General features: G+C 58.0%; 14 protein-coding genes and 1 pseudogene. 10 read left to right on the top strand and 5 right to left on the bottom strand.

Annotated features, from left to right (window positions below; genetic code table 11):
- Positions 1 to 502: 502 nt before the first annotated feature.
- Positions 503 to 1,135 carry a tyrosine-type recombinase/integrase gene (locus tag ACN0SW_RS14850; RefSeq protein ID WP_417728709.1) on the bottom strand — a complete coding sequence of 211 codons (633 nt, stop codon included), beginning with the start codon at positions 1,133 to 1,135 and terminating at the stop codon, positions 503 to 505.
- 175 nt (positions 1,136 to 1,310) lie between these two features.
- Here ACN0SW_RS14850 and ACN0SW_RS14845 point away from each other — a divergent pair, with 175 nt between their 5' ends.
- The 3 genes from ACN0SW_RS14845 (at position 1,311) to ACN0SW_RS14835 (ending at position 4,672) form a co-directional block, all read left to right on the top strand.
- Positions 1,311 to 2,123 (top strand): class I SAM-dependent methyltransferase, encoded by an 813-nt coding sequence (locus ACN0SW_RS14845; RefSeq protein WP_417728708.1) that lies wholly within the window; start codon positions 1,311 to 1,313, stop codon positions 2,121 to 2,123.
- Between the two features lie 147 nt (positions 2,124 to 2,270).
- Positions 2,271 to 3,080, top strand: coding sequence for an SDR family oxidoreductase (locus ACN0SW_RS14840; RefSeq protein WP_417728707.1), 810 nt, complete (start codon positions 2,271 to 2,273; stop codon positions 3,078 to 3,080).
- 911 nt (positions 3,081 to 3,991) lie between these two features.
- Entirely contained in the window at positions 3,992 to 4,672 is a 681-nt protein-coding gene (locus ACN0SW_RS14835) for a hypothetical protein (RefSeq protein ID WP_417728706.1), read from the top strand.
- 307 nt (positions 4,673 to 4,979) lie between these two features.
- On the opposite strand, the gene ACN0SW_RS14830 is transcribed toward ACN0SW_RS14835, so the two are convergent.
- The 4 genes and pseudogenes from ACN0SW_RS14830 to ACN0SW_RS14815 all read right to left on the bottom strand — a co-directional run bounded on the left by ACN0SW_RS14830 (position 4,980) and on the right by ACN0SW_RS14815 (position 11,413).
- Positions 4,980 to 8,615, bottom strand: a complete 3,636-nt coding sequence (locus ACN0SW_RS14830) for a M10 family metallopeptidase (protein ID WP_417728705.1) — start codon at positions 8,613 to 8,615, stop codon at positions 4,980 to 4,982.
- Between the two features lie 264 nt (positions 8,616 to 8,879).
- Positions 8,880 to 9,034, bottom strand: a pseudogene (locus tag ACN0SW_RS14825) (IS3 family transposase); the annotation flags it as partial.
- A gap of 293 nt (positions 9,035 to 9,327) precedes the next feature.
- Positions 9,328 to 10,014, bottom strand: coding sequence for a GntR family transcriptional regulator (locus ACN0SW_RS14820; RefSeq protein ID WP_417728704.1), 687 nt, complete (start codon positions 10,012 to 10,014; stop codon positions 9,328 to 9,330).
- Between the two features lie 22 nt (positions 10,015 to 10,036).
- Complete coding sequence (locus ACN0SW_RS14815; RefSeq protein WP_417728703.1) at positions 10,037 to 11,413, bottom strand: glutamine synthetase family protein; 1,377 nt, start codon at positions 11,411 to 11,413, stop codon at positions 10,037 to 10,039.
- A 744-nt stretch (positions 11,414 to 12,157) separates the two neighbouring features.
- Here ACN0SW_RS14815 and ACN0SW_RS14810 point away from each other — a divergent pair.
- The 7 genes from ACN0SW_RS14810 (at position 12,158) to ACN0SW_RS14780 (ending at position 19,401) form a co-directional block, all read left to right on the top strand.
- The gene (locus tag ACN0SW_RS14810; protein ID WP_417728702.1) at positions 12,158 to 13,273 is read left to right on the top strand and encodes a M24 family metallopeptidase; all 1,116 of its coding nucleotides are present in this window, start codon (positions 12,158 to 12,160) and stop codon (positions 13,271 to 13,273) included.
- 147 nt (positions 13,274 to 13,420) lie between these two features.
- Positions 13,421 to 14,044 carry a helix-turn-helix domain-containing protein gene (locus tag ACN0SW_RS14805; protein WP_417728701.1) on the top strand — a complete coding sequence of 208 codons (624 nt, stop codon included), beginning with the start codon at positions 13,421 to 13,423 and terminating at the stop codon, positions 14,042 to 14,044.
- Positions 14,045 to 14,170: 126 nt separating this feature from the next.
- Complete coding sequence (locus ACN0SW_RS14800) at positions 14,171 to 15,715, top strand: ABC transporter substrate-binding protein (RefSeq protein ID WP_417728710.1); 1,545 nt, start codon at positions 14,171 to 14,173, stop codon at positions 15,713 to 15,715.
- Positions 15,716 to 15,787: 72 nt separating this feature from the next.
- Positions 15,788 to 16,795, top strand: coding sequence for an ABC transporter permease subunit (locus ACN0SW_RS14795; protein WP_417728700.1), 1,008 nt, complete (start codon positions 15,788 to 15,790; stop codon positions 16,793 to 16,795).
- Positions 16,792 to 17,709, top strand: coding sequence for an ABC transporter permease subunit (locus tag ACN0SW_RS14790; RefSeq protein ID WP_417728699.1), 918 nt, complete (start codon positions 16,792 to 16,794; stop codon positions 17,707 to 17,709). Before ACN0SW_RS14795 ends, ACN0SW_RS14790 begins: the two co-directional genes overlap by 4 nt.
- Before the next feature lie 4 nt (positions 17,710 to 17,713).
- Complete coding sequence (locus tag ACN0SW_RS14785; RefSeq protein ID WP_417728698.1) at positions 17,714 to 18,553, top strand: ABC transporter ATP-binding protein; 840 nt, start codon at positions 17,714 to 17,716, stop codon at positions 18,551 to 18,553.
- Positions 18,550 to 19,401, top strand: coding sequence for an ATP-binding cassette domain-containing protein (locus tag ACN0SW_RS14780; protein ID WP_417728697.1), 852 nt, complete (start codon positions 18,550 to 18,552; stop codon positions 19,399 to 19,401). Before ACN0SW_RS14785 ends, ACN0SW_RS14780 begins: the two co-directional genes overlap by 4 nt.
- Positions 19,402 to 19,457: the final 56 nt, after the last annotated feature.

Raw genomic sequence — 19,457 nt, 5'->3', positions numbered from 1 at the left:
GATTTGCCATTTTGCTTTTTGTCATAACCATCATCCTTACTTAAGTTGATGGTCTCCGACAAACTCGGGGCGATTCACATCATGGGCTCATGGCCAAGCCCTTGTTCCAACCCATGGCATCACGCAACGTCGTGTTCTACGATCCGAAGCGCAATATCAACACGTCGGCGAGTGAAGCGAAGGCTCGGCGAATTAGGCGGCGCAAGAACCTCAAAGAGGTTAGGGAAATTCTAGGGCATCTCCGGGGAGTCGATCTCGGGCTGTACTGACTGGCTGTGAAACGGCATCGAACTGTGATCCCGCGTCGAACAACTGGTAATCAACTGGAATCATGTTGATATCACGCGTCCGCGGCGAACGGCAGGTCAGTCCAAACTGGCGCCACTCACCCCTGAAATTGCTGCACCTAGGACCGAATGGCCGCAACGCGACGCTGCATCGCAGTACTCGGTGACATGGCCAAGGTCCGCTCAGGGCCGTCCTTGTCGAACGGCCAAAAGGATTATATTTCAATGGCTTCCGAGATTGCCAATGCATCTTCAAGTTCAACACCCAGATAACGAACCGTGCTGTCCATCTTCGTATGTCCTAACAGCAGCTGAACGGCACGCAAGTTGCCTGTCTTTTTGTAAATTTGGGTGACCTTAGTGCGCCGCATCGAATGGGTGCCATAGGCGGTAACTTCCAAACCGATAGACGACACCCAATCTCGCACGATGCGGGCATACTGGCGCGTTGAGATGTGCAGGCGCTCGTGAAAACGCCCGGGCCAGAGAAATTCGGACCCGACCATCAACGGATTTTCCATCCACTTCGCCACCGAGGCGCGGGTGCCTTCGGAAATCTCGAACCGGACCGGTTTTTGGGTTTTGCTTTGCAGAACAGATGCGCGCGCTTTGATCTGCCCTGACGCCATGACATCCACGACTTTCATCCGTACGAGATCGCAGCCGCGCAATTTGCAGTCGATAGCCATATTGAACAGGGCAAGGTCGCGATGGTTCTCGGCCAATTCGAGCCGCACGCGGATTGCCCAAACATGCTTGGGCTTCAGCGGGAGCTTTTGACCGACGATGCGTCCTTTGTTCCACGCGGGCCGAAGCGCGCGAATGGCCGGTAAGTTTGGTGTTTGCATGATTGATCCTCCGATCCACCATGCCCCCCACATCGACAACCCGACGTTGACACTGCTTCATATCACAAAATGCTGCGCGGCATCTGAGGTCGGCAGTGAGCCCAAACTGATCTATCACCAAAACTGTGCTATGATTTCATCTTTGGGTTCAAGACCCGGTGGAGGAGTTTTCCCAATGACGCATGAAGACAAGAATTTTACTGGATCTATTCCCGATATATATGATGAGTACTTGGTTCCGCTAATCTTCGAGCCCTATGCCGCTGACATGGCCAAGAGAGTTGCAGATGCAAACCCAAAGGCAGTTCTTGAAACTGCGGCAGGAAGCGGGGTCGTCACGCGGGCTTTGGCACCATTGTTGAACGAAAACACGCGCTACGTGGTCACTGACCTGAACCAACCGATGCTTAATCGGGCAGCCAGTCAACAGCCGCAAGCGGATCAAATTGAATGGTTGCAAGCAGACGCACTTGAATTACCATTCAAAGACCAGTCGTTTGACGCCGTTTGCTGCCAGTTTGGTGTGATGTTCTTTCCAGACAAAATAGCTGGCTATAAGGAAGCGCTGCGTGTCCTGAAAGAGGGTGGAAAGTTCGTTTTCAACGTATGGGATCGGATCGAAGAGAATGAATTTGCTCAAAGCGTAACAGACACGGCATCACGATTTTTTCCCGACGATCCGCCCGTTTTTCTAGCGCGGACACCCCACGGACACGGTGATGTCGATGCAATTGTCAGTGACCTTAGCAAAGCTGGGTTTGCAAAAGTCGAAGTATCTACCTTGTCCAAACTAAGCCGAGCTACCAGTCCATACGTTCCGGCATTGGCCTATTGTCAGGGCACACCGCTCAGAAACGAGTTGGAGAAACGTGAATCAGGATCGCTCAAAAGAATAACAGACGCGGCGGCGGCGGATATTCAAAATTCTTTTGGATCTGGTCCTATTTCCGGGCGCATACAAGGGCATGTTTTTGTCGCCAGAAAATAGAATATGTGGCGCCGCTTGATAGCAAGTTCGTCCGCGTTTCAGTCAGTTGCGGCCAACACTTTGAACGTCTGCTTTCATCGACCTGAGCGCCTCATCATATGACCGCTTTGGGCTGGCTGCAGTCACCTGGGCAACGCTTAGAGGGCGATGATGGCCCAGAATCGTGTGCCGCACCGCCGCAAGTCGGCTTGGAGCCCAAAGCCGGCAAAAATTGCTGTCGATGATGAAAAAGTGTACTGTAGCCGTATGTCCGGTGACTTCAGGAGAAAAACGCTGGTCGTTGGCGCGACCGGCGGCATGGGAAGTACAGTGGCTCTTGAGCGGGCTCGTCAAGGGGACGTTCTTGCCTTGGTCGGACGGGATCCATCGAAGCTGTTGAAAGTCGCAAAGGGACTCGGAGACGAACATGAAAAACCTATCCTCCTGACCGTTGATCTCGGCGATGTGAGTTCCTGTACAAAATGCATTAATGAGAGTGTTGAGTTAATGGATGGCCTCGACACTCTGATATTTTGTGCTGGTACGCACCTGAGAGGGCGAACTATGGAAGCGGACCTTAAAAGCTGGGACCAAGTTCTGGATGTGAATTTTCGTTCATTTGTCCATCTTGTCCGTGCGGGTATCGATACCATCAACGCGTCTGGGCGCGGCGCGGTCATAGCAATAGGTTCGATCACTCCTGCTTTCGCCGGAGCGGGTATGAACCTTGCGGCCAAGCGAGCCCTCTCGGGTTTCTGTGAGATACTCTTCGATGATGTGCGTGAGTTCGGAACAAAGGTCAGTGTTATCCGACCGGGGTTCGTCGCCACATCGATGTCAGCCTCACCAAGGCTTGAATCTGATCTGATGATACAGCCCAAAGACATATCCGACGCAATTGGGTATATTCTGCGAACCGCGCCAACTGCGTGTCCGACCGAGATTGTGATCCGCCCTCAACGTTCCCCCTACAAGTGAGATTTTCCGCTGTCTGGAACGTCCGCTTAGTCCCGCCTTCCTGACCTTCACCCCTGCTCGGATGCTGCAAGATGCACGAATGGCCGGTCTCGTGAAGCTGCGCTGCGGCGTCGGCACGACCGATGAATGGCCGCTTTGGGCCGAGAGTGTCTGTAATCGTGTCCCCGCCTTCGCCAGAATCGCTCCGGTGCTGCGCAGCCTCGGTTTGAGCCCAACCTGCTTGTTCAAGAGGTCTTAACGAATGTCTATTAGTTGCCCGACCACAAGGCGGGAAGTCATCTCGCGTGCTACTGCATTTGACGTTATCGGTATTCAAGGCCGTTTGGCACGTCTGGGTATCATATGGGTATCATTTTCGGCGTGGTTGGCTGGCACGGTATAGGGTAACTCGTGATGGTTTGCGGCACCTAAGAGGCATCAATTCAATCGCTTGCGGACGGTATGAAGCGGGATGACTCAAGTTGCAGAGATTCAAAGACTTATTGAAAATCCTCGTGTCGGTGGTTCGATTCCGCCCCCGGGCACCACTTTTTACCTATAAATAAAAAATAGTTACGAACATTAACGCGCTGATCTGCTGCTGGGCCAAAATTGCCTGGCTATCATTTGCGCGCCCTTTGGCACGTGAGCGGCATTGAAGACGCCGGAGCCTGAGATGCCAGTATACCCTCTATGCGGCAGTGTATTGAAGCGAACGGCCCATTTCTACCGTTCACGGTTTTTTTCAGAACGGTCACTTCAAATCGAAAGTGGACTCAACCTGGGATCTTGTTCGACCGTTGCCGTCGCAGACAGTCGAGTCTGCAACCAGAAAGGCAGTCATGCTCGCAGGTGCAAGGATGTTTCAATATGCAAGGCGTTGGTCACGCAATATAGTAAACTAACCCTGATCCAGGAGTTGGAGTTTGGCCATGCAGATCAAAAACGACTGGCACGGCTCGACTGATACTCGGCATGGCTGGGTGGCCAAGCTTGCCCTCAGGATCGCGTTTCTGGTTAGTCTGTTCGCCGCCCCGGCGTCTTCACAGCCGCATTCTGTGTCGGGCGTCGCAGCGCAGGACGTGCTGAATATCCGAGCAGATATTGATCAGACGCTCGATGTGGGCAGCTCTGAAGTCATCGGCACCATTCCACATGACGCGACCGATGTCGTGGTCACAGGGATTTCGGTAGACGTAGACGGCACCCAATGGCGCGAGGTCGCATACGGGGGCACAGTGGGTTGGGTGAATGCGGACTACCTGGTGCCCACCAATTTCATGTTTCAGATCCCCGATGCCTTGCACTGCGCCGGAACAGAGCCCTTCTGGGGCGTGACCGTCGAGGAAAACAACGCCAACTACAGCGCGGCTGAGCTGGAAAGTCCAATCAAACTCGATCCCCCGCGCTTTGTGCCCGGCATTGGCAGGTCGGATCTTTGGGCATATTATCTGGAGGGTGCTGACACCGCATATTCCCTGTCACTCATCGTGCGCTACACCGAAGCCTGCTCTGATGGGATGTCGGACCTGACCTATGATTACGAAGCGGTTCTGCTGGGGATGGGCTCAACCGGCGCCCCGGCCCAAGGGTGCTGCCACATAAGTCATTGAAATAAAACGGATAGCGCCAATGCGCGCCACGTGGTGACACATCGGCCCCATGGCTTGGCTGGCGGAACCATAGAAAGCTGGCCCGTGGATGATTTCACCTTTGTCGAACGAGAGAGTTACGAAAAAGGTTTGTCAAATATACAATTGCCTTTAATTTTTTTGCAAAACTCTTCCTTGATCGAGAGGTGATCTGGTGATTCAATTCTTCCAGTTATCGGGAGGATCGAGGATGTTGGGACCCAAGCAGGAAGCGCAAGCCGCGCTGTTCTATGAGTTCTCACTTGAAGATCGGACACTCTCAGTCGCGCTAGCCAAGCAATAGGAAGTCCTGAAAACTGAGGTCCGCGACGGCAAAATTCTGCAACGTCACACTCTGCGTCGGATCTGCCACGAGTTCGACCACCGTATCCAAGCCGCTCGAATACCAATGGAAACTGTCTTCGATCGCCTTTCGGCCGAGTGATCCCACTACGCCGTTGAATTGCAAGACATCAAGCCCGTCCTGAAAGTCGACAATCGTGTCCGCGCCCCATGCCACGATATTGAAACGAAAATTGTCCCGGCCTGCGCCGCCGTTAAGTTCATCGTCACCGAGGCCGCCTATGATCAGATCATTGTCGATACCGCCTTCTATGGTATCGTTGTCTGCTCCACCGCGCAGCGTGTCCTGGTCCGATCCACCAAAGATCATGTCATCACCGCTGCCCCCGTCGATCCAGTCGAGGCCGCTCTGGCCGTAAAGGTGGTCATCCCCATCACCACCCAGGATCGAGTCGTTCTGGGTGCCACCATAGACGGTGTCGTCGCCGCCACCGCCGAACACGCTGTCCAATCCGTGATAGGTCTCGATGAGTTCGCCTGTCGCCAATCCTACGAATTCGTCATTGGCTTCCGTCATCTGGAAATGTTCGACAGCAATGTAGATATCGCCCTCGGCTATGCCTGAATTTCGGGATTGGTCGGTCAGATCAATGACTATGCCCGTGATCGATTCATTAACGGAGGTGGTGTCAAATCCGTCACCGCCATCAACGATGTCCGAGCCTTCGCCACCGACGAGGAAATCGTCGCCGTCCTCGCCGTACAACTCGTCGTCACCGGCAAAACCAAGGATAGTGTCGTTACCACCTCCGCCATAGACAATGTCGATCGGTTCCTCGAGATCATAGCCGATATAGGTGTCACCGAATTCCGACAGGCCGAATTCCTCGATCGAGATCCAGGTGTCATTCAACGCGTCGCCGGTGTTCTGGGATGGATCCTGCTGGTTGATAACGATGGGACCTGCGGCATCCTCGAACGAAGCCCGGTCGATGCCGTCACCCCCGTCCAACGTGTCAGGGCCCGCCCCCCCCGACAAGGTGTCATTGCCGTCCTCACCCTGAACCAAGTCTATGCCGTTCTCGCCAAAGAGGCTGTCATTGCCGTCGCCGCCCCAAATGGTGTCGTTGCCATCGCCGCCGTGGATCTCGTCCTCGCCGCCGTCGCCCCACAGGCTGTCTGCGCCGCCGTCTCCGAATATGGTGTCGTTGCCTTCTCCGCCACGTATCGAATCCACCCCGCCGCCCGCGATGATCGAATCGTTGCCGGTCCAACCCTGGATCGTGTCGGCTCCGCTTCCGGTCTTGATGTCGTCGTTGCCGTCTCCTCCGTCGATCAGGTTGGCGCCGTCGCCAGCCGTGATCGTGTCGTTGTCGCCGCCGCCATAGATCGTGTCATTGCCAGCCGATGTGATGATGTCGTCGTTTCCGGCGCCACCTTCAATGGAGTCATTACCCCCGCCGCCAACGATGGTATCGTCGCCCAGTCCGCCAAGGCCCGTATCATTGCCCAGGCCCAAATCTATGACATCATTGCCGCCGTTGCCTTCGACGGAATCGTTCCCGGATCCGGCCTCGATCGTGTCGTTCCCTGTTCCAGCTTCACTCGGACCCTCTCCGTATATCGAGTCATCGCCAGTGCCACCGATGATCGAATCCGACCCGCCCATACCGTAGATCGTGTCATTGTCCGATCCGCCATCGATCGTGTCGTCGCCGTCGCCCCCCTCGATGGCATCATCACCATCCTCACCAAATAACATATCGTCATTTTCGTTCCCGGTGATCAGGTCGCCGCCAGCGCCGCCATAGATCGTATCCTCTCCGGCATTGCCATAAAGATAGTCGCCATCATCGCCGCCGAATATACTGTCGTCGCCGTCGCCGCCTGCGATCACATCGAAATCTGCCCCGCCATTGATCGTGTCATCGCCGCCATCCCCATTGATATCGTCCTGGCCGGTTCCGCCGGTAATCGAATCTCCGGCGGCGCCGCCCTCAATGGTGTCGTCGCCATCTCCGCCATTGATTGTATCGCTCTCGTCGTCACCTTCTAGGATATCGTCTCCGGCTCCGCCGATGATGCTGTCGGCGCCGTCTCCGCCTATGGCAATGTCATTGCCAGCGCCGCCGTCCAGCGTGTCGGCACCGTCATTGCCCCACAACTCGTCATCATCGTCCTCGCCATAGATGGCGTCGGACCCAAAGCCGCCCGTAACCGTATCGTTGCCAGTGCCTGCGGTGATCAGATCGTCGTCCGCACCGCCAAAGATCTCGTCATTGCCGGACCCACCGTCGATCGTGTCGTCGCCATCACCGCCTAGGATCTCATCATCGTTGTCCCCGCCAAGCAGGCTGTCCTCTCCTTCGGCGCCGCGCAACGTGTCGTTCCCCGTCCCGCCATCGAGCGTGTCATCACCTGCGCCGCCATCGAGGCTGTCATTGCCCGCCCCGCCAACGAGGTCGTTGTCCGCGTCGTTGCCGATCAAAGTATCATCGCCGATGCCGCCGATGGCATTCTCGATCAGCGACCGGGAATCGCCCTCGAACAATCGCGCATTCGCGACATTGCCCTGAACCGGGCTGCCGTCGATCATGGCCAGTTGGTCAGTGGACAGCGTCGAAAACTCACCGGGACGCAGGTCGATATCGACCCCCCCGTCAAAATTCGAGGCATCATAGGTATCAATGCCACCGCCATCCCAAATCGTCAGGAATATCGTGTCGCCAAACGGATCACGTTGTGCAGCTCCGTTAATGAACATGGTGCCGGAACTCTCCGACCAGGTGTAGACGGTATCGCCGGAATTGGTGGTGAAGTTCGCGCCATAAAGGTACTGGATCGCAGCAATGTCGAGCATCATAAGGGTCTGCGGATAATCGCCTTCTTCCGGATCGCCGGTATAGGTCATGATAGTATATTCAAGCGAGTCGAAGGCCGGGTCCATGACCGGCCCTGCCTGGTCCGTAAGGACGGACTCCCAGAACGGATCAATCGTTTCCTCGCCTCCGAACAGTCCCGGCTCATGGGCATGCTTGAGGCCGAGCGCATGACCGATCTCATGCATGATGGTGCTGTCTGCCCGTGTGCCGGCTTGCGGATTGTCAAAGCCGGTGCGCGGATACCAGGTGTCCGCGATGACACTTTCGCCTACTAGGGTTTCGACTGACGGCAGAGGTGGAATGCCAAAGGCGCGTTCGTCCGTCGTCAATCCGGTTTCGGCGAAACGGATGTCGCCGTGCGTGAAAATGCCTTCGTCCACTTCGGAAAACGTCAGATTGCTGATTGCAGCATATTGCGACAATCCGAATTCCGCAGAGGCTATCTGATTGGCATTGAACGCCTCAAAATCGTTCAGAGCGACCGCAGAGACTGCAATCGTGGGAGAGAATGCGAGGATCGCGATCAGCGGCGGCGTCCCCAATCCCACAGCTGTCACATACAACGCGATCTGTGCTGGGGTCATGGCGTCCAGGACATAGTAGACGCCCGAGTTCGGAAAGCTGTAGGTTAGCGATGTCGTGTTGAGCTTGAACACGATGCTCGGATCGTCATCATCGTGCAACAGAAGTGCATCAATTTCTGGATCGCCTGAGGCAATGGCTAATTCGGTGATGGGCATATGAATTCCCCCCCCCGCAAAAAAATTTTTGATATTTTTTGGATCAGCAGTAACAGTGTACACCCTCCACCTACATTCGCGCAAGCTTTCATACGTGCGCAGGTAGTGAGCGACAGTTCCGGGTTTCATCGAGGTAAACACATTGACCCTCCTGGCCGCGGCTCGACACGCGTCAGGATAGTCATCGAAAAGGCTCTGACCGGTACTGTCAGAGCAACCCGGCTTGTGGACCTGTCGCGCTTTTGTGCCGCCCCAGATTGTCACTTAAGCGGCGGTTCGTTCGAAAGCCAAGGGGCTTTCCAGCCGAGGATTGAGTGGCGTCTGCGCGGATTGTAGAACCCGTTGATGTATTCGAAGATGGCCACTTCGGCGTCGCGACGTGTCCGCCAGAAACGTTGCCACAGGAGCTCGGTCTTCGCCTTTTTCCACGTCGCGGCGACCTCCAGCGTGTCAGCCTGAAGGTCGAATCCGATCTGCTGAAACGCGGACAGGAGATGGTTGACGTGATCAGGAGCTATTCCCCAAGACCCCCCCCTTCACCTTGCGGATGTTTCTGGCGATGTCCGGGCGTTCGGCGGAACTATCCAAAAATTTTTGCGCTGTCGCGCTGACGGTTCCAAGGGTGGCAGTGCGCGATTTCCTGCACCAACACCCCGCATTGTATCACCTCCGGTGACACGCCCTTGGGTCTGGCTTGCGCCGGCAGGGGCGGCTATTCGAACCGACCGTGCTGCATCAAAAAGGTGTAGCCGTCGCGGATATCGCTCTCCAAAAGATCGGCGGCCCTGTCGCCGTCTCCTTCCTCCAGCCGCTTCACGATGTCATCGTGATAATCAAGCTCAAGGATTCCGCGCAGGTCATTGTCAAACTGACCACTGAACTGCCGCAGAAAGGGGCCAACCTGCAACCAGAGGGTTTCGATCAGAAACAGCAGCGAGGCCGAGCCACAGGCGGCATAAATCCCGAATTTGAACGCGTGGTTATAGAGCAGATAGGCGTCAATGTCCTGATCCTCGGCCGCAGCAGTCAGGGCAACCGCCGCCTGCCGCAGCCTGAGCAGCCCGGCACGGTTTAGCCCCTTGACCGCCTGTCGCGCCGCCGCAGGTTCACAGACCAGCCGGGCGGTCATCAGGTCCGAAAACCGATCTCGGGTCATGGCGGGCAGGATCATCGACCCGTTTCCAAGCTGATCAAGCGCGCGCAGCGTCTGAAGGCGCAAAAGGGCAGAGCGCACGGGCATGTCGCTGGTCCCCAATTCCTTGGCCAGCTTGCGCGAGGTCAGTTTGCGCCCCGGCGCGATTTGCCCCGACATCAGTGCAGTGCGCAGCCTCTCGTACACCATCTCATGCAAGGGCTGTGTTTCGATCATGCCGAGACCGATCGGCGCTTGGGGTTTCATGCGATGCTTTCAGATGCAAACATCAAAGGGTGGTCCCATAGAGTTGCCATTCCAGATCCGTCACTTCGACAGCAAGCGCATCATGCTCTCCGCGTTTGACGGTTGAAAGCAACTGATGAAGCGGGGCGCCAAAGATGGATTTCATGGTCTCTGACGCCTCGAACCGATTGATTGCCTCCAGCCAACCAGCGGGCATTGGCGGATAATCAGCCGCACCATCCGCGCCTGCGGGGCCGGGGCCCGCGCTGGCGTTGATCCCGTCAAGCGCTGCCCCAAGAACCAAGGCCGCAACCAGATAGGGATTGGCATCCACGCCGGCGACACGATGCTCAAAATGGCGCGATTTTGCGCTGCCTGACGGGATACGCAACGCGACATTGCGGTCTTCTTTGCCCCAGGTGTTGGCGGCCGGGGAATAGACCGTTCCGGCAAATCGCCGCCAGCTGTTCAGCACCGGTGCAAGGATCAGCATGGACTCGGCCATGCTGGCCCGGATGCCCCCGATCGCATTCAGCATCAGCGGTGACAGCACGCCCTCTGATGGATCACCAAAGACATTCGCGCCCTTCACATCGTTGAGCGACAGATGCAGATGCATGCCAGACCCGGAACTCTGCGAAAACGGCTTCGACATAAAGCACGCCTCCATCCCAAACCGGCGCGCGGTGGTGCGCAGCAGGCGTTTGGAGCGCACGATATCATCCGCCGCATGCGCCAGATCGCGGTAGCGCAGCGTCAGTTCGAACTGTCCCACGGCGTATTCCGAAATCAGACTTTCCATCGGCAGATCCAGAGCGGCTGCCCCTTCATAAACGGCGTCAAAGAACGGCGCCATTTCGTCCAGTTCGTCCACGGACATACAGTTGGTGCCCGATAGACGCCGCCCGGTCATCGGCGCACGGGCGGGCTGTGGACGGCCGTTGGCGTCACGTTCCTTGTCCACAAGGTAGAATTCCAGTTCCAGCGCCCCCATCGGTGTAAGGCCCATGCCCTGCGCCCGGATGATCTGAGCCAGCAGCGCGCCACGAGGGTCGAGCGGATGCGGTGCGCCACTCTCGGTCTCCATCTGCAACAGCACGACGCCGCGCCCGGTGGCGGTCTGATAGCCCAATGTCTGTGGAACCGGCCAGCAGCGGCTATCGCCCCCGCCGTCCTGCATCACATGGATTGCGGCATCGACATCATGACCAGACACATCCTGCGCAAACAGCGATGCGGGCATTGCACGTCCCGTGCGGAACAGGCTCTCCAACTCGTGGCGGCGAATGATCTTGCCCCGCCCGACACCGTGCAAATCGCTGAGGACGATGTCGATGGCCTGCACATCCGGATGCGCTGCCAGAAAGGCCGTAGCCTCGGGCAAGGGCGCGCGGGTCTGCGGTGTAAAATCCGTGGTCATTGTGACGTCATCCTTGCGGTATCCACCATTTTTTACGCCCCGCCAAAACGGCACGGCGTATACTCCTCAGCCGCCATAGCATGCGCGATAGTGGCATCAATCCCAGAAAACACCCCCGTGACAATTGCACAGGGTATCTGGGTCGGAAATTCCTAAATTTTGCGATCGCATAAGTCAATAACATGAGGTTTCTGGGGTGCTCACGCACCAATACTCACTAATTTAAACAAATTTTGAATATCCTGTTTCGTGCCTCAATATAAAAAATGAGATCGCAAAAATCGTCAAATCAACCTTGGCAGGCCGGGACGGATCCCGCAGATAGAGGATACCGTCATCCAACATTTGCTGTGATGTGGCACAGGCCCAGCAGGTGGTCCCGACTTGCCTGAAGGATTGGCAACAAAGACGCCAGGCCAGACCCCGGTTGAGGGTAAGGCGGTGCCTCTCGTCATCGCCCATGACATCCGGGATAAAAGGGTCATGCGCGTCGGATCAGAGCCTTGTCCGTGGTCACCAGTGCCTCCAGCCCCTTGACCATGCCCATCGGCCTCCGGTTCACCATCTATAATGGCCTGATCCGTTGGTCTGATCTGGCAATGCTCGGCCTGACATACAGAACCACAGTGGTAGGTCTGGAATTGTCCTCTATTGTCGCGACGATCAGAGATGATTCGTCTTGTCGGCCTCGCATGACCGCGCCGCCGGCCATCCTGATGAAAACATCCCCCGGCAGGAGCCCCAATGACCGCCTTTCCCCTTGCCCAGACCCGTCTTTCCGCCTTGCGCAGCCTGATGCAGAGCACCGGCACCGACCTGTTAGCCCTCGGGCCGTCGAGCCACATGGCATGGCTCTCAGATGTGCATCCACATGGCGATGAACGGCCGGTGATGCTCTTGGTCAGCCGCGATTATGCCGGATTTCTCATGCCCTCGCTCAATGCCGCCTCGGCGCGGCAATCCACCGATCTTCCGTTTCATATGTGGCGCGATGCCGATGGCCCCGAACAGGCGCTGCACGACCTGCTGGCCGCCTGCAACGCCACGCGCCCCGGCCTGTCGGTCGTGCTGGATGAAACCATGCGCACCGACTTTGCGCTCTTGCTGCTTGATCATCTGAACACACCAACACGCCGCTTCACCCAAGATACAATCGGCGCGCTGCGCGCGCGCAAGGACGCGGCGGAATTTGACGCGATCAAGGCCGCGCATCTGCTGAACGACAAGGCGGTGCAGGCCGCCTTTGACGCGCTGTGCGAAGGCATGACCGAACGGGACCTCGTGCGGTTCATTCAGGATTTTTACGGCGCGCATGGCGCAACACTGGAGTTTTGCTCGGTCTGTTTCGGCCCCTCCGGTGCCTTTCCTCATCATACCCCCGGTGAAACGCGGCTGGAGCGGGATATGCCGGTGTTGCTCGATACCGGCTGCCGCCTGAACGGATATCCCTCTGATATGACGCGCTGCGGCTATTTTGGCACCCCGGATGCAACCTATACCGAGGTTTTCGCCGTGGTTGACCGGGCTGTTGCGGCCGCGCTGGCTGCGGCGCGACCGGGCGCTCTTGCGTGCGATGTCGACAAGGCGGCGCGCGATGTCATCGCCGACGCAGGCTATGGCGACCGGTTCTTGCACCGCACTGGCCACGGGCTTGGCATCGATATCCACGAACCGCCCTATATCACCGCGACGGCCACAACGCCGCTGGCCGAGGGCAATGTATTTTCTATCGAACCGGGTATCTATCTCGAGGGCCGCTTTGGCCTCCGGCTGGAAGAGATCGTGATCCTGCGCGCCAATGGTGCCGAGGTCTTCTCGAATATGCCGCGCGATCTGGTGGTGCGTCCGGCGCGGGAATGATCGGCGCTCTGAACATCGTGGCGCATAGGATGATATAGGTCCGATTCGGTGGCAAAAAGTTTTTTCTTCGGGAAAATTTTTGTTGCAATGCTCTCGTAATTCGTTTGAGGTGACCTTTAACAAACGCCTTTTGACCCAAGGACGCCGATGACAAATACACCTGCTGGCGCGCCTTTCGCACTCGGGCGCCGCATACGCAAACGCAGGCAACTCATGTCGATGACCTTGCAGGATCTCAGCAACGGATGTGGGGTGTCGGTGAGCTATCTCAGCCAGATCGAACGCGATAACGCGGTGCCCACCTTGGGCACCTTGGCCGAAATCGCGGCGGCGCTGGATGTCAGCATCGACCATTTCATTGCCACCCCACGGCAGGCCGATAGCGTGACCCGTTCGGACACGCGCCCGCAATTCTCAATCTCGGGCACTTCCATCATCTATGAACAGATCGGGGCAGAGTTTCCGGGGCACGAGCTGACCTCCTTCATTCTCAATGTCCCCCCGGCCTATCAATCCGAAACCGTGCAGCATTCCGGCGAAGAGCTGATCTTCGTGCTTGAGGGCGAGATCCTGCAAGTGGTCAACGGACAAGAGTTCCTGCTGCGTGCCGGTGACAGCATGCATTATCTCGGCCAGCATCCTCATTCGTGGTCCAATTCCAGCAACCACTGGGCCCGCCTGCTCTGGACGGGCAAGATGCTGCATGGCGCGACCCCCTCGTCCTATGTGCCGCGCGCAGGCGCGGATACCATGGTGCCTGACATCCCCTGAGCGACATCACAGCGTGCCGCTCAGGCATCAGCCGGACAAACCGGCGCACTCTACCCAGATCCAACAAGGAGAACCCCCGTGAAACACCTACTGCTCTGCGCTTCGGCACTGGCGCTGACCGCCACGATGTCCGAGGCCAAAACCTTCGTGTATTGCTCCGAAGCCTCGCCCGAGGGCTTTGATCCGGCTCCCTTTACCGCAGGGGGCACATTCGACGCCTCGGCGCATCCGATGTACAACCGCCTGACCGAATTCAAGAAAGGCACGACCGAGGTCGAGCCGGGCCTCGCGACAAGCTGGGACGTGTCAGAGGACGGCACCGAATACACCTTTCACCTGCGCAAAGGCGTCAAATGGCACTCGAACGACAAATTCACGCCCAGCCGTGATTTCAACGCTGATGATGTGATCTTTTCCTATCAGCGTCAGGGGGCTGCCGACCATCCCTGGCATCAGTATATCGCTGGTGTGACCTATGAATATTACACCTCGATGGCGATGCCCGAGCTGATAAAATCCATCGAGAAAATTGACGACTACACCGTCAAATTCACCTTGAACCAACCCGAGGCGCCTTTCCTCGCCAATATCGCAATGCCCTTCGCCTCGATCGTGTCCAGGGAATATGCCGATGCGCTCGACGCCGCAGGGACCAAGGAAGATCTCAACAACCTGCCCATCGGCACCGGCCCGTTCAAGTTCGTGGCCTATCAAAAGGACGCGGTGATCCGCTACACCAAGAACGCCGACTACTGGGGACAGGGCGCGATCATTGACGATCTGGTTTTTGCCATCACCCCTGACGCCGCCGTCCGCCTGCAAAAGCTCAAGGCCGGCGAATGCCACCTGATGCCCTATCCGGCCCCAGCCGATATCGAAACCATCAAGGCTGACCCCAATCTTAAGCTGGACGAACAGGCCGGTCTGAATGTGGGCTATCTGGCCTATAACACCACCGTCGCCCCGTTTGACAACGCGCGCGTCCGCAAGGCGCTAAACATGGCGATTAATAAAAACGCCATCGTTGATGCGGTGTTCCAAGGGGCGGCCGCCCCGGCCAAGAACCCGATCCCGCCAACCATGTGGTCCTATAACGACTCCATTGTTGACGACCCCTATGATCCCGAAGCCTCCAAGAAGATGCTCGAAGAAGAGGGCGTGACCGACCTCTCGATGAAAATCTGGGCCATGCCGGTGCAACGCCCCTATATGCCCAACGCCCGCCGCTCTGCCGAACTGATGCAAGAGGACCTCTCCAAGGTCGGCGTCAAGGTCGAGATCGTGTCCTATGAGTGGGGCGAGTATCTGCAAAAGTCGATGGAAGCAGGCCGTGACGGTGCGGTGATGCTGGGCTGGACCGGGGACAATGGCGATCCCGATAACTTCCTGTCGGTGCTCTTGTCCTGCGATTCCGCCGGTGAAGGCGGTGCCAACCGCGCCTTCTGGTGCAACGAGGATTTCTCGAAGCTGCTCAAGGACGCCAAGATCACGGCAGACCCCGCAGAGCGGACCGCGCTTTATGAACAGGCGCAGGTGATCTTCAAGGATCAGGCCCCGTGGTTCACCATCGCGCATTCGACCCAATATGTGCCGATGTCAAACAAGGTGTCGGGTTTCGTGATGAGCCCCTTGGGCGACTTCACCTTCGAAACCGTCGATCTTGCCGAGTAACCGGATCTTCTTGATCTGAAACCGGACGCGCGGGGGCTGTCGCCCTCGCGCGTTTGCAAAGGAAACCGGCGCATGATCCGATTTATCCTGTCCAAGCTCCTCTATCTCATCCCGACCTTTCTCGGGATCACCATCATCGCCTTCAGCTTTGTGCGCATCCTGCCCGGCGATCCGGTGCTCTTGATGGCGGGCGAGCGTGGCGTCACGCCCGAACGGCATGCCGAACTCAGCGCGCAACTGGGCTATGACCAGCCCATCGTGATGCAATATTTCGATTTTCTCGGGCGGCTCTTGCAGGGGGATATGGGCAATTCGCTCGTGACCAAGAAACCCGTGCTGGACGAGTTTCTGACCCTCTTTCCCGCGACTGTCGAACTGGGCCTCTGCGCCATCATCATCGCTACGCTCATCGGCGTCACCGTGGGCGTGCTCGCGGCCATCCGACGCGGAAGCTGGTTTGACCAGATTTCCATGACCCTCGCCCTCGTTGGCTTTTCGATGCCGATCTTCTGGTGGGGGCTGCTGCTCATCATCTTTTTCTCGGGCATTCTGGGCTGGACGCCGGTGTCGGGGCGCATCAGCCTCTTGTATTACTTCCCAGATGCGACCGGCTTTATGCTGATCGACAGCCTGCTCTCGGGGCAAAAGGGGGCGTTTGCCTCGGCGTTGAGCCACCTCATCCTGCCTTCGCTGGTGCTGGCCACCATCCCGCTTGCGGTCATCGCCCGCCAGACCCGCTCGGCCATGCTCGAAGTGATGGGTGAGGACTATGTCCGTACCGCCCGCGCCAAGGGCATGCCCCCGTACCGCGTCATTGGCATCCATGCGTTGCGTAATGCGATGGTGCCGGTGGTCACAACCATTGGTCTGCAAATCGGGGTGCTCATGGCCGGGGCCATCCTGACCGAAACCATCTTCTCGTGGCCCGGCATCGGCAAATGGATGATCGATTCCATCTCGCGACGGGATTATCCGGTGGTGCAGTCGGGCCTCCTGCTCATCGCGGCGCTCGTGATGATCGTCAACTTGCTGGTCGATCTAACCTATGGCCTCATCAACCCGAGGATTCGTGTGAAATGAGCGATACATCCAACCTTGCCGCCCCGGTGAAACTGTCCGACGCGGCGATCCGCCGCCGCATGCTGGCGGAATTCTGGTTCTACTTCAGCCAAAACCGTGGCGCGGTCATCGGGCTGGCGGTCTTTGTCCTTCTGGTGCTGACGGCGGTTTTTGCGGGGGTTCTGGCACCGCATGACCCCACCACGCAATACCGCGAGGCGCTGCTCATGCCGCCGGTCTGGGCGGAAGGCGGTAGCGTGCAGTTTCTGCTGGGTACCGATGCGGTCGGGCGCGACATGCTCTCACGCCTGATCTTCGGCGCGCAATATTCGCTCTTTATCGGCATCGTCGTGGTCTCCATCGCGCTGCTGGGTGGCATTATCATTGGCCTCTTGGCCGGGTTCTTCGGCGGCTGGATCGACAGTGTCATCATGCGGATGATGGATGTGATCCTTGCCTTTCCCTCACTCCTCTTGGCGCTCGTGCTGGTGGCGGTGCTGGGGCCGGGGCTGACCAATGCGATGATCGCGATCGCGATTGTTTATCAGCCACATTTCGCCCGCCTGACCCGCGCCGCCGTCATGACCGAGATGAAGCGCGAATATGTCACCGCCGCGCGTGTGGCAGGGGCGGGCAACCTGCGCCTGATGTTCAAGACGATCCTGCCCAATTGCCTCGGACCTCTGATCGTACAGGCCACGCTGTCGTTTTCCTCGGCGGTGCTCGATTCCGCCGCCTTGGGCTTTCTCGGCATGGGCGCACAGCCGCCTTCGCCGGAATGGGGCACCATGCTGGCCGAGGCGCGTGAATTCATCCTGCGCGCGTGGTGGGTTGTCACGTTCCCCGGACTCGCCATTCTGATTTCGGTTCTGGCGATCAACCTCATGGGCGACGGGCTGCGCGACGCGCTCGATCCCAAGCTGAAGCGGAGTTGACGATATGGCGCTCCTGAACATCAAGAACCTGACGGTCAAATTCGCCACTGCCACAGGCAGCTTTACCGCCGTTGACGGAATCGACGTGCATGTCGATCGCGGCGAGGTGCTGGCCATCGTTGGCGAATCCGGCTCGGGCAAATCGGTGTCGATGCTGGCGGTGATGGGCCTCTTGCCAGACACCGCCACCATCACCGCCGATGAAATGACCTATGATGGGCGCGACATCTCGAACCTCACCGCCTCTGAGCGGCGCGCCCTCATTGGCCGTGAGATCACCATGATCTTTCAGGAACCTGTGGCCTCGCTCAACCCCTCTTTCACCGTGGGCTTTCAGATCGAAGAGGTGCTGCGCCTCAACCTTGGCCTCTCGCGGCAGGACGCCCGCGCCCGCGCGCTTGACCTCTTTCGCGCCGTGGGCATCCCCGACCCTGAGACCAAGATCGAGGCCTATCCGCATCAGATGTCAGGCGGGCAATGCCAGCGGGTGATGATCGCCATCGCTATCGCTTCGAACCCGCGCCTTCTGATCGCGGACGAGCCAACGACCGCCCTCGACGTGACCATCCAGAAACAGATCCTCGATCTCTTGATGAAACTGCAAGAGGATTACGGCATGGCGCTGATCCTGATCACCCATGACATGGGCGTGGTGGCCGAAACCGCCGACCGGGTGGTGGTGCAATATCAGGGGAAAAAGATGGAAGAGGCTGACGTGCTCTCGCTCTTCGAGGCCCCGCAGCACCCCTATACCCGCGCGCTGCTCTCGGCCCTGCCAGAGCACGCAACCGGCGACCGCCTGCCCACCGTTTCGGATTTCTTTGCGCAGGAGGTCGCCCGATGACTGCCCCTCGAAACGCCCCCGTCGTCGAAGGCCGCAGCATCGTTCAGGATTACGCCACGCCCGGCAGCCTCTTTGCCCGCGCTGGCAAGGTGCGCGCCCTCAATGGTATCAATTTTACGGTCGACAAGGGCAAGACCCTCGCCATCGTCGGCGAGAGCGGCTCTGGAAAATCCACCCTCGCGCGTATCATCGCCCTGATTGACGCGCCTTCAGGCGGCGAACTGCGGATTGATAACCAACCTGTCGATATTGCCCGCAAACGCCCCGGTCCTGTGCTGCGCTCCAAGGTGCAGATGGTGTTCCAGAACCCCTACGGCAGCCTCAATCCCCGCCAGAAAATCGGCAATGTGCTGATGGAGCCTCTGGTGATCAACACCGATATGCCCGCATCTGAACGCCGCGATCGCGCCGAGGCGATGATCAAAAAGGTCGGCTTGCAGCCCGAGCATTTCAACCGCTACCCGCATATGTTCTCGGGCGGTCAGCGGCAGCGCATCGCGATTGCCCGCGCGCTCATGCTCAATCCCTCGCTTCTGGTGCTGGATGAACCGGTCTCCGCGCTCGATCTCTCGGTGCAGGCGCAGGTGTTGAACCTCTTGGCCGATTTGCAGGACGAGTTTGACCTGACTTATGTCTTTGTCAGCCATGATCTCTCGGTGGTGCGTTATATCGCCGATGAGGTGATGGTGATCTCCAAGGGCGAGGCGGTCGAGCAGGGCAGCCGCGAGGCGCTCTTTGCCGATCCGCAACACTCCTATACCCGCGCCCTCTTTGCCGCGACACCTGTCACTGATGTGGCGGCCATTCGCGCGCGTGTGGCCCGGCGCAAGGCCGCGAAGAGCGCGTAGGGCGTCGCTTGGACTTGGGGTGCTATGGTCAGAAAGGGAATGTTGGCGGATGCGCC

It is taken from the genome of Roseovarius sp. (genome assembly GCF_048262375.1).
In the GTDB taxonomy this organism is placed as follows: domain Bacteria; phylum Pseudomonadota; class Alphaproteobacteria; order Rhodobacterales; family Rhodobacteraceae; genus Roseovarius.
This window is presented reverse-complemented; position numbering and strand designations above follow the sequence as displayed.

Bases quoted from the DNA above. Each gene is read 5' to 3' on its own strand.
- ACN0SW_RS14795 (WP_417728700.1), top strand. From the start codon at position 15,788: ATGATCCGATTTATCCTGTCCAAGCTCCTCTATCTCATCCCGACCTTT.
- ACN0SW_RS14810 (WP_417728702.1), top strand. From the start codon at position 12,158: ATGACCGCCTTTCCCCTTGCCCAGACCCGTCTTTCCGCCTTGCGCAGC.
- ACN0SW_RS14780 (WP_417728697.1), top strand. From the start codon at position 18,550: ATGACTGCCCCTCGAAACGCCCCCGTCGTCGAAGGCCGCAGCATCGTT.
- ACN0SW_RS14835 (WP_417728706.1), top strand. From the start codon at position 3,992: ATGCAGATCAAAAACGACTGGCACGGCTCGACTGATACTCGGCATGGC.
- ACN0SW_RS14805 (WP_417728701.1), top strand. From the start codon at position 13,421: ATGACAAATACACCTGCTGGCGCGCCTTTCGCACTCGGGCGCCGCATA.
- ACN0SW_RS14845 (WP_417728708.1), top strand. From the start codon at position 1,311: ATGACGCATGAAGACAAGAATTTTACTGGATCTATTCCCGATATATAT.
- ACN0SW_RS14840 (WP_417728707.1), top strand. From the start codon at position 2,271: ATGATGGCCCAGAATCGTGTGCCGCACCGCCGCAAGTCGGCTTGGAGC.
- ACN0SW_RS14830 (WP_417728705.1), bottom strand. From the start codon at position 8,615: ATGCCCATCACCGAATTAGCCATTGCCTCAGGCGATCCAGAAATTGAT.
- ACN0SW_RS14820 (WP_417728704.1), bottom strand. From the start codon at position 10,014: ATGAAACCCCAAGCGCCGATCGGTCTCGGCATGATCGAAACACAGCCC.
- ACN0SW_RS14800 (WP_417728710.1), top strand. From the start codon at position 14,171: ATGTCCGAGGCCAAAACCTTCGTGTATTGCTCCGAAGCCTCGCCCGAG.
- ACN0SW_RS14790 (WP_417728699.1), top strand. From the start codon at position 16,792: ATGAGCGATACATCCAACCTTGCCGCCCCGGTGAAACTGTCCGACGCG.
- ACN0SW_RS14850 (WP_417728709.1), bottom strand. From the start codon at position 1,135: ATGCAAACACCAAACTTACCGGCCATTCGCGCGCTTCGGCCCGCGTGG.
- ACN0SW_RS14815 (WP_417728703.1), bottom strand. From the start codon at position 11,413: ATGACCACGGATTTTACACCGCAGACCCGCGCGCCCTTGCCCGAGGCT.
- ACN0SW_RS14785 (WP_417728698.1), top strand. From the start codon at position 17,714: ATGGCGCTCCTGAACATCAAGAACCTGACGGTCAAATTCGCCACTGCC.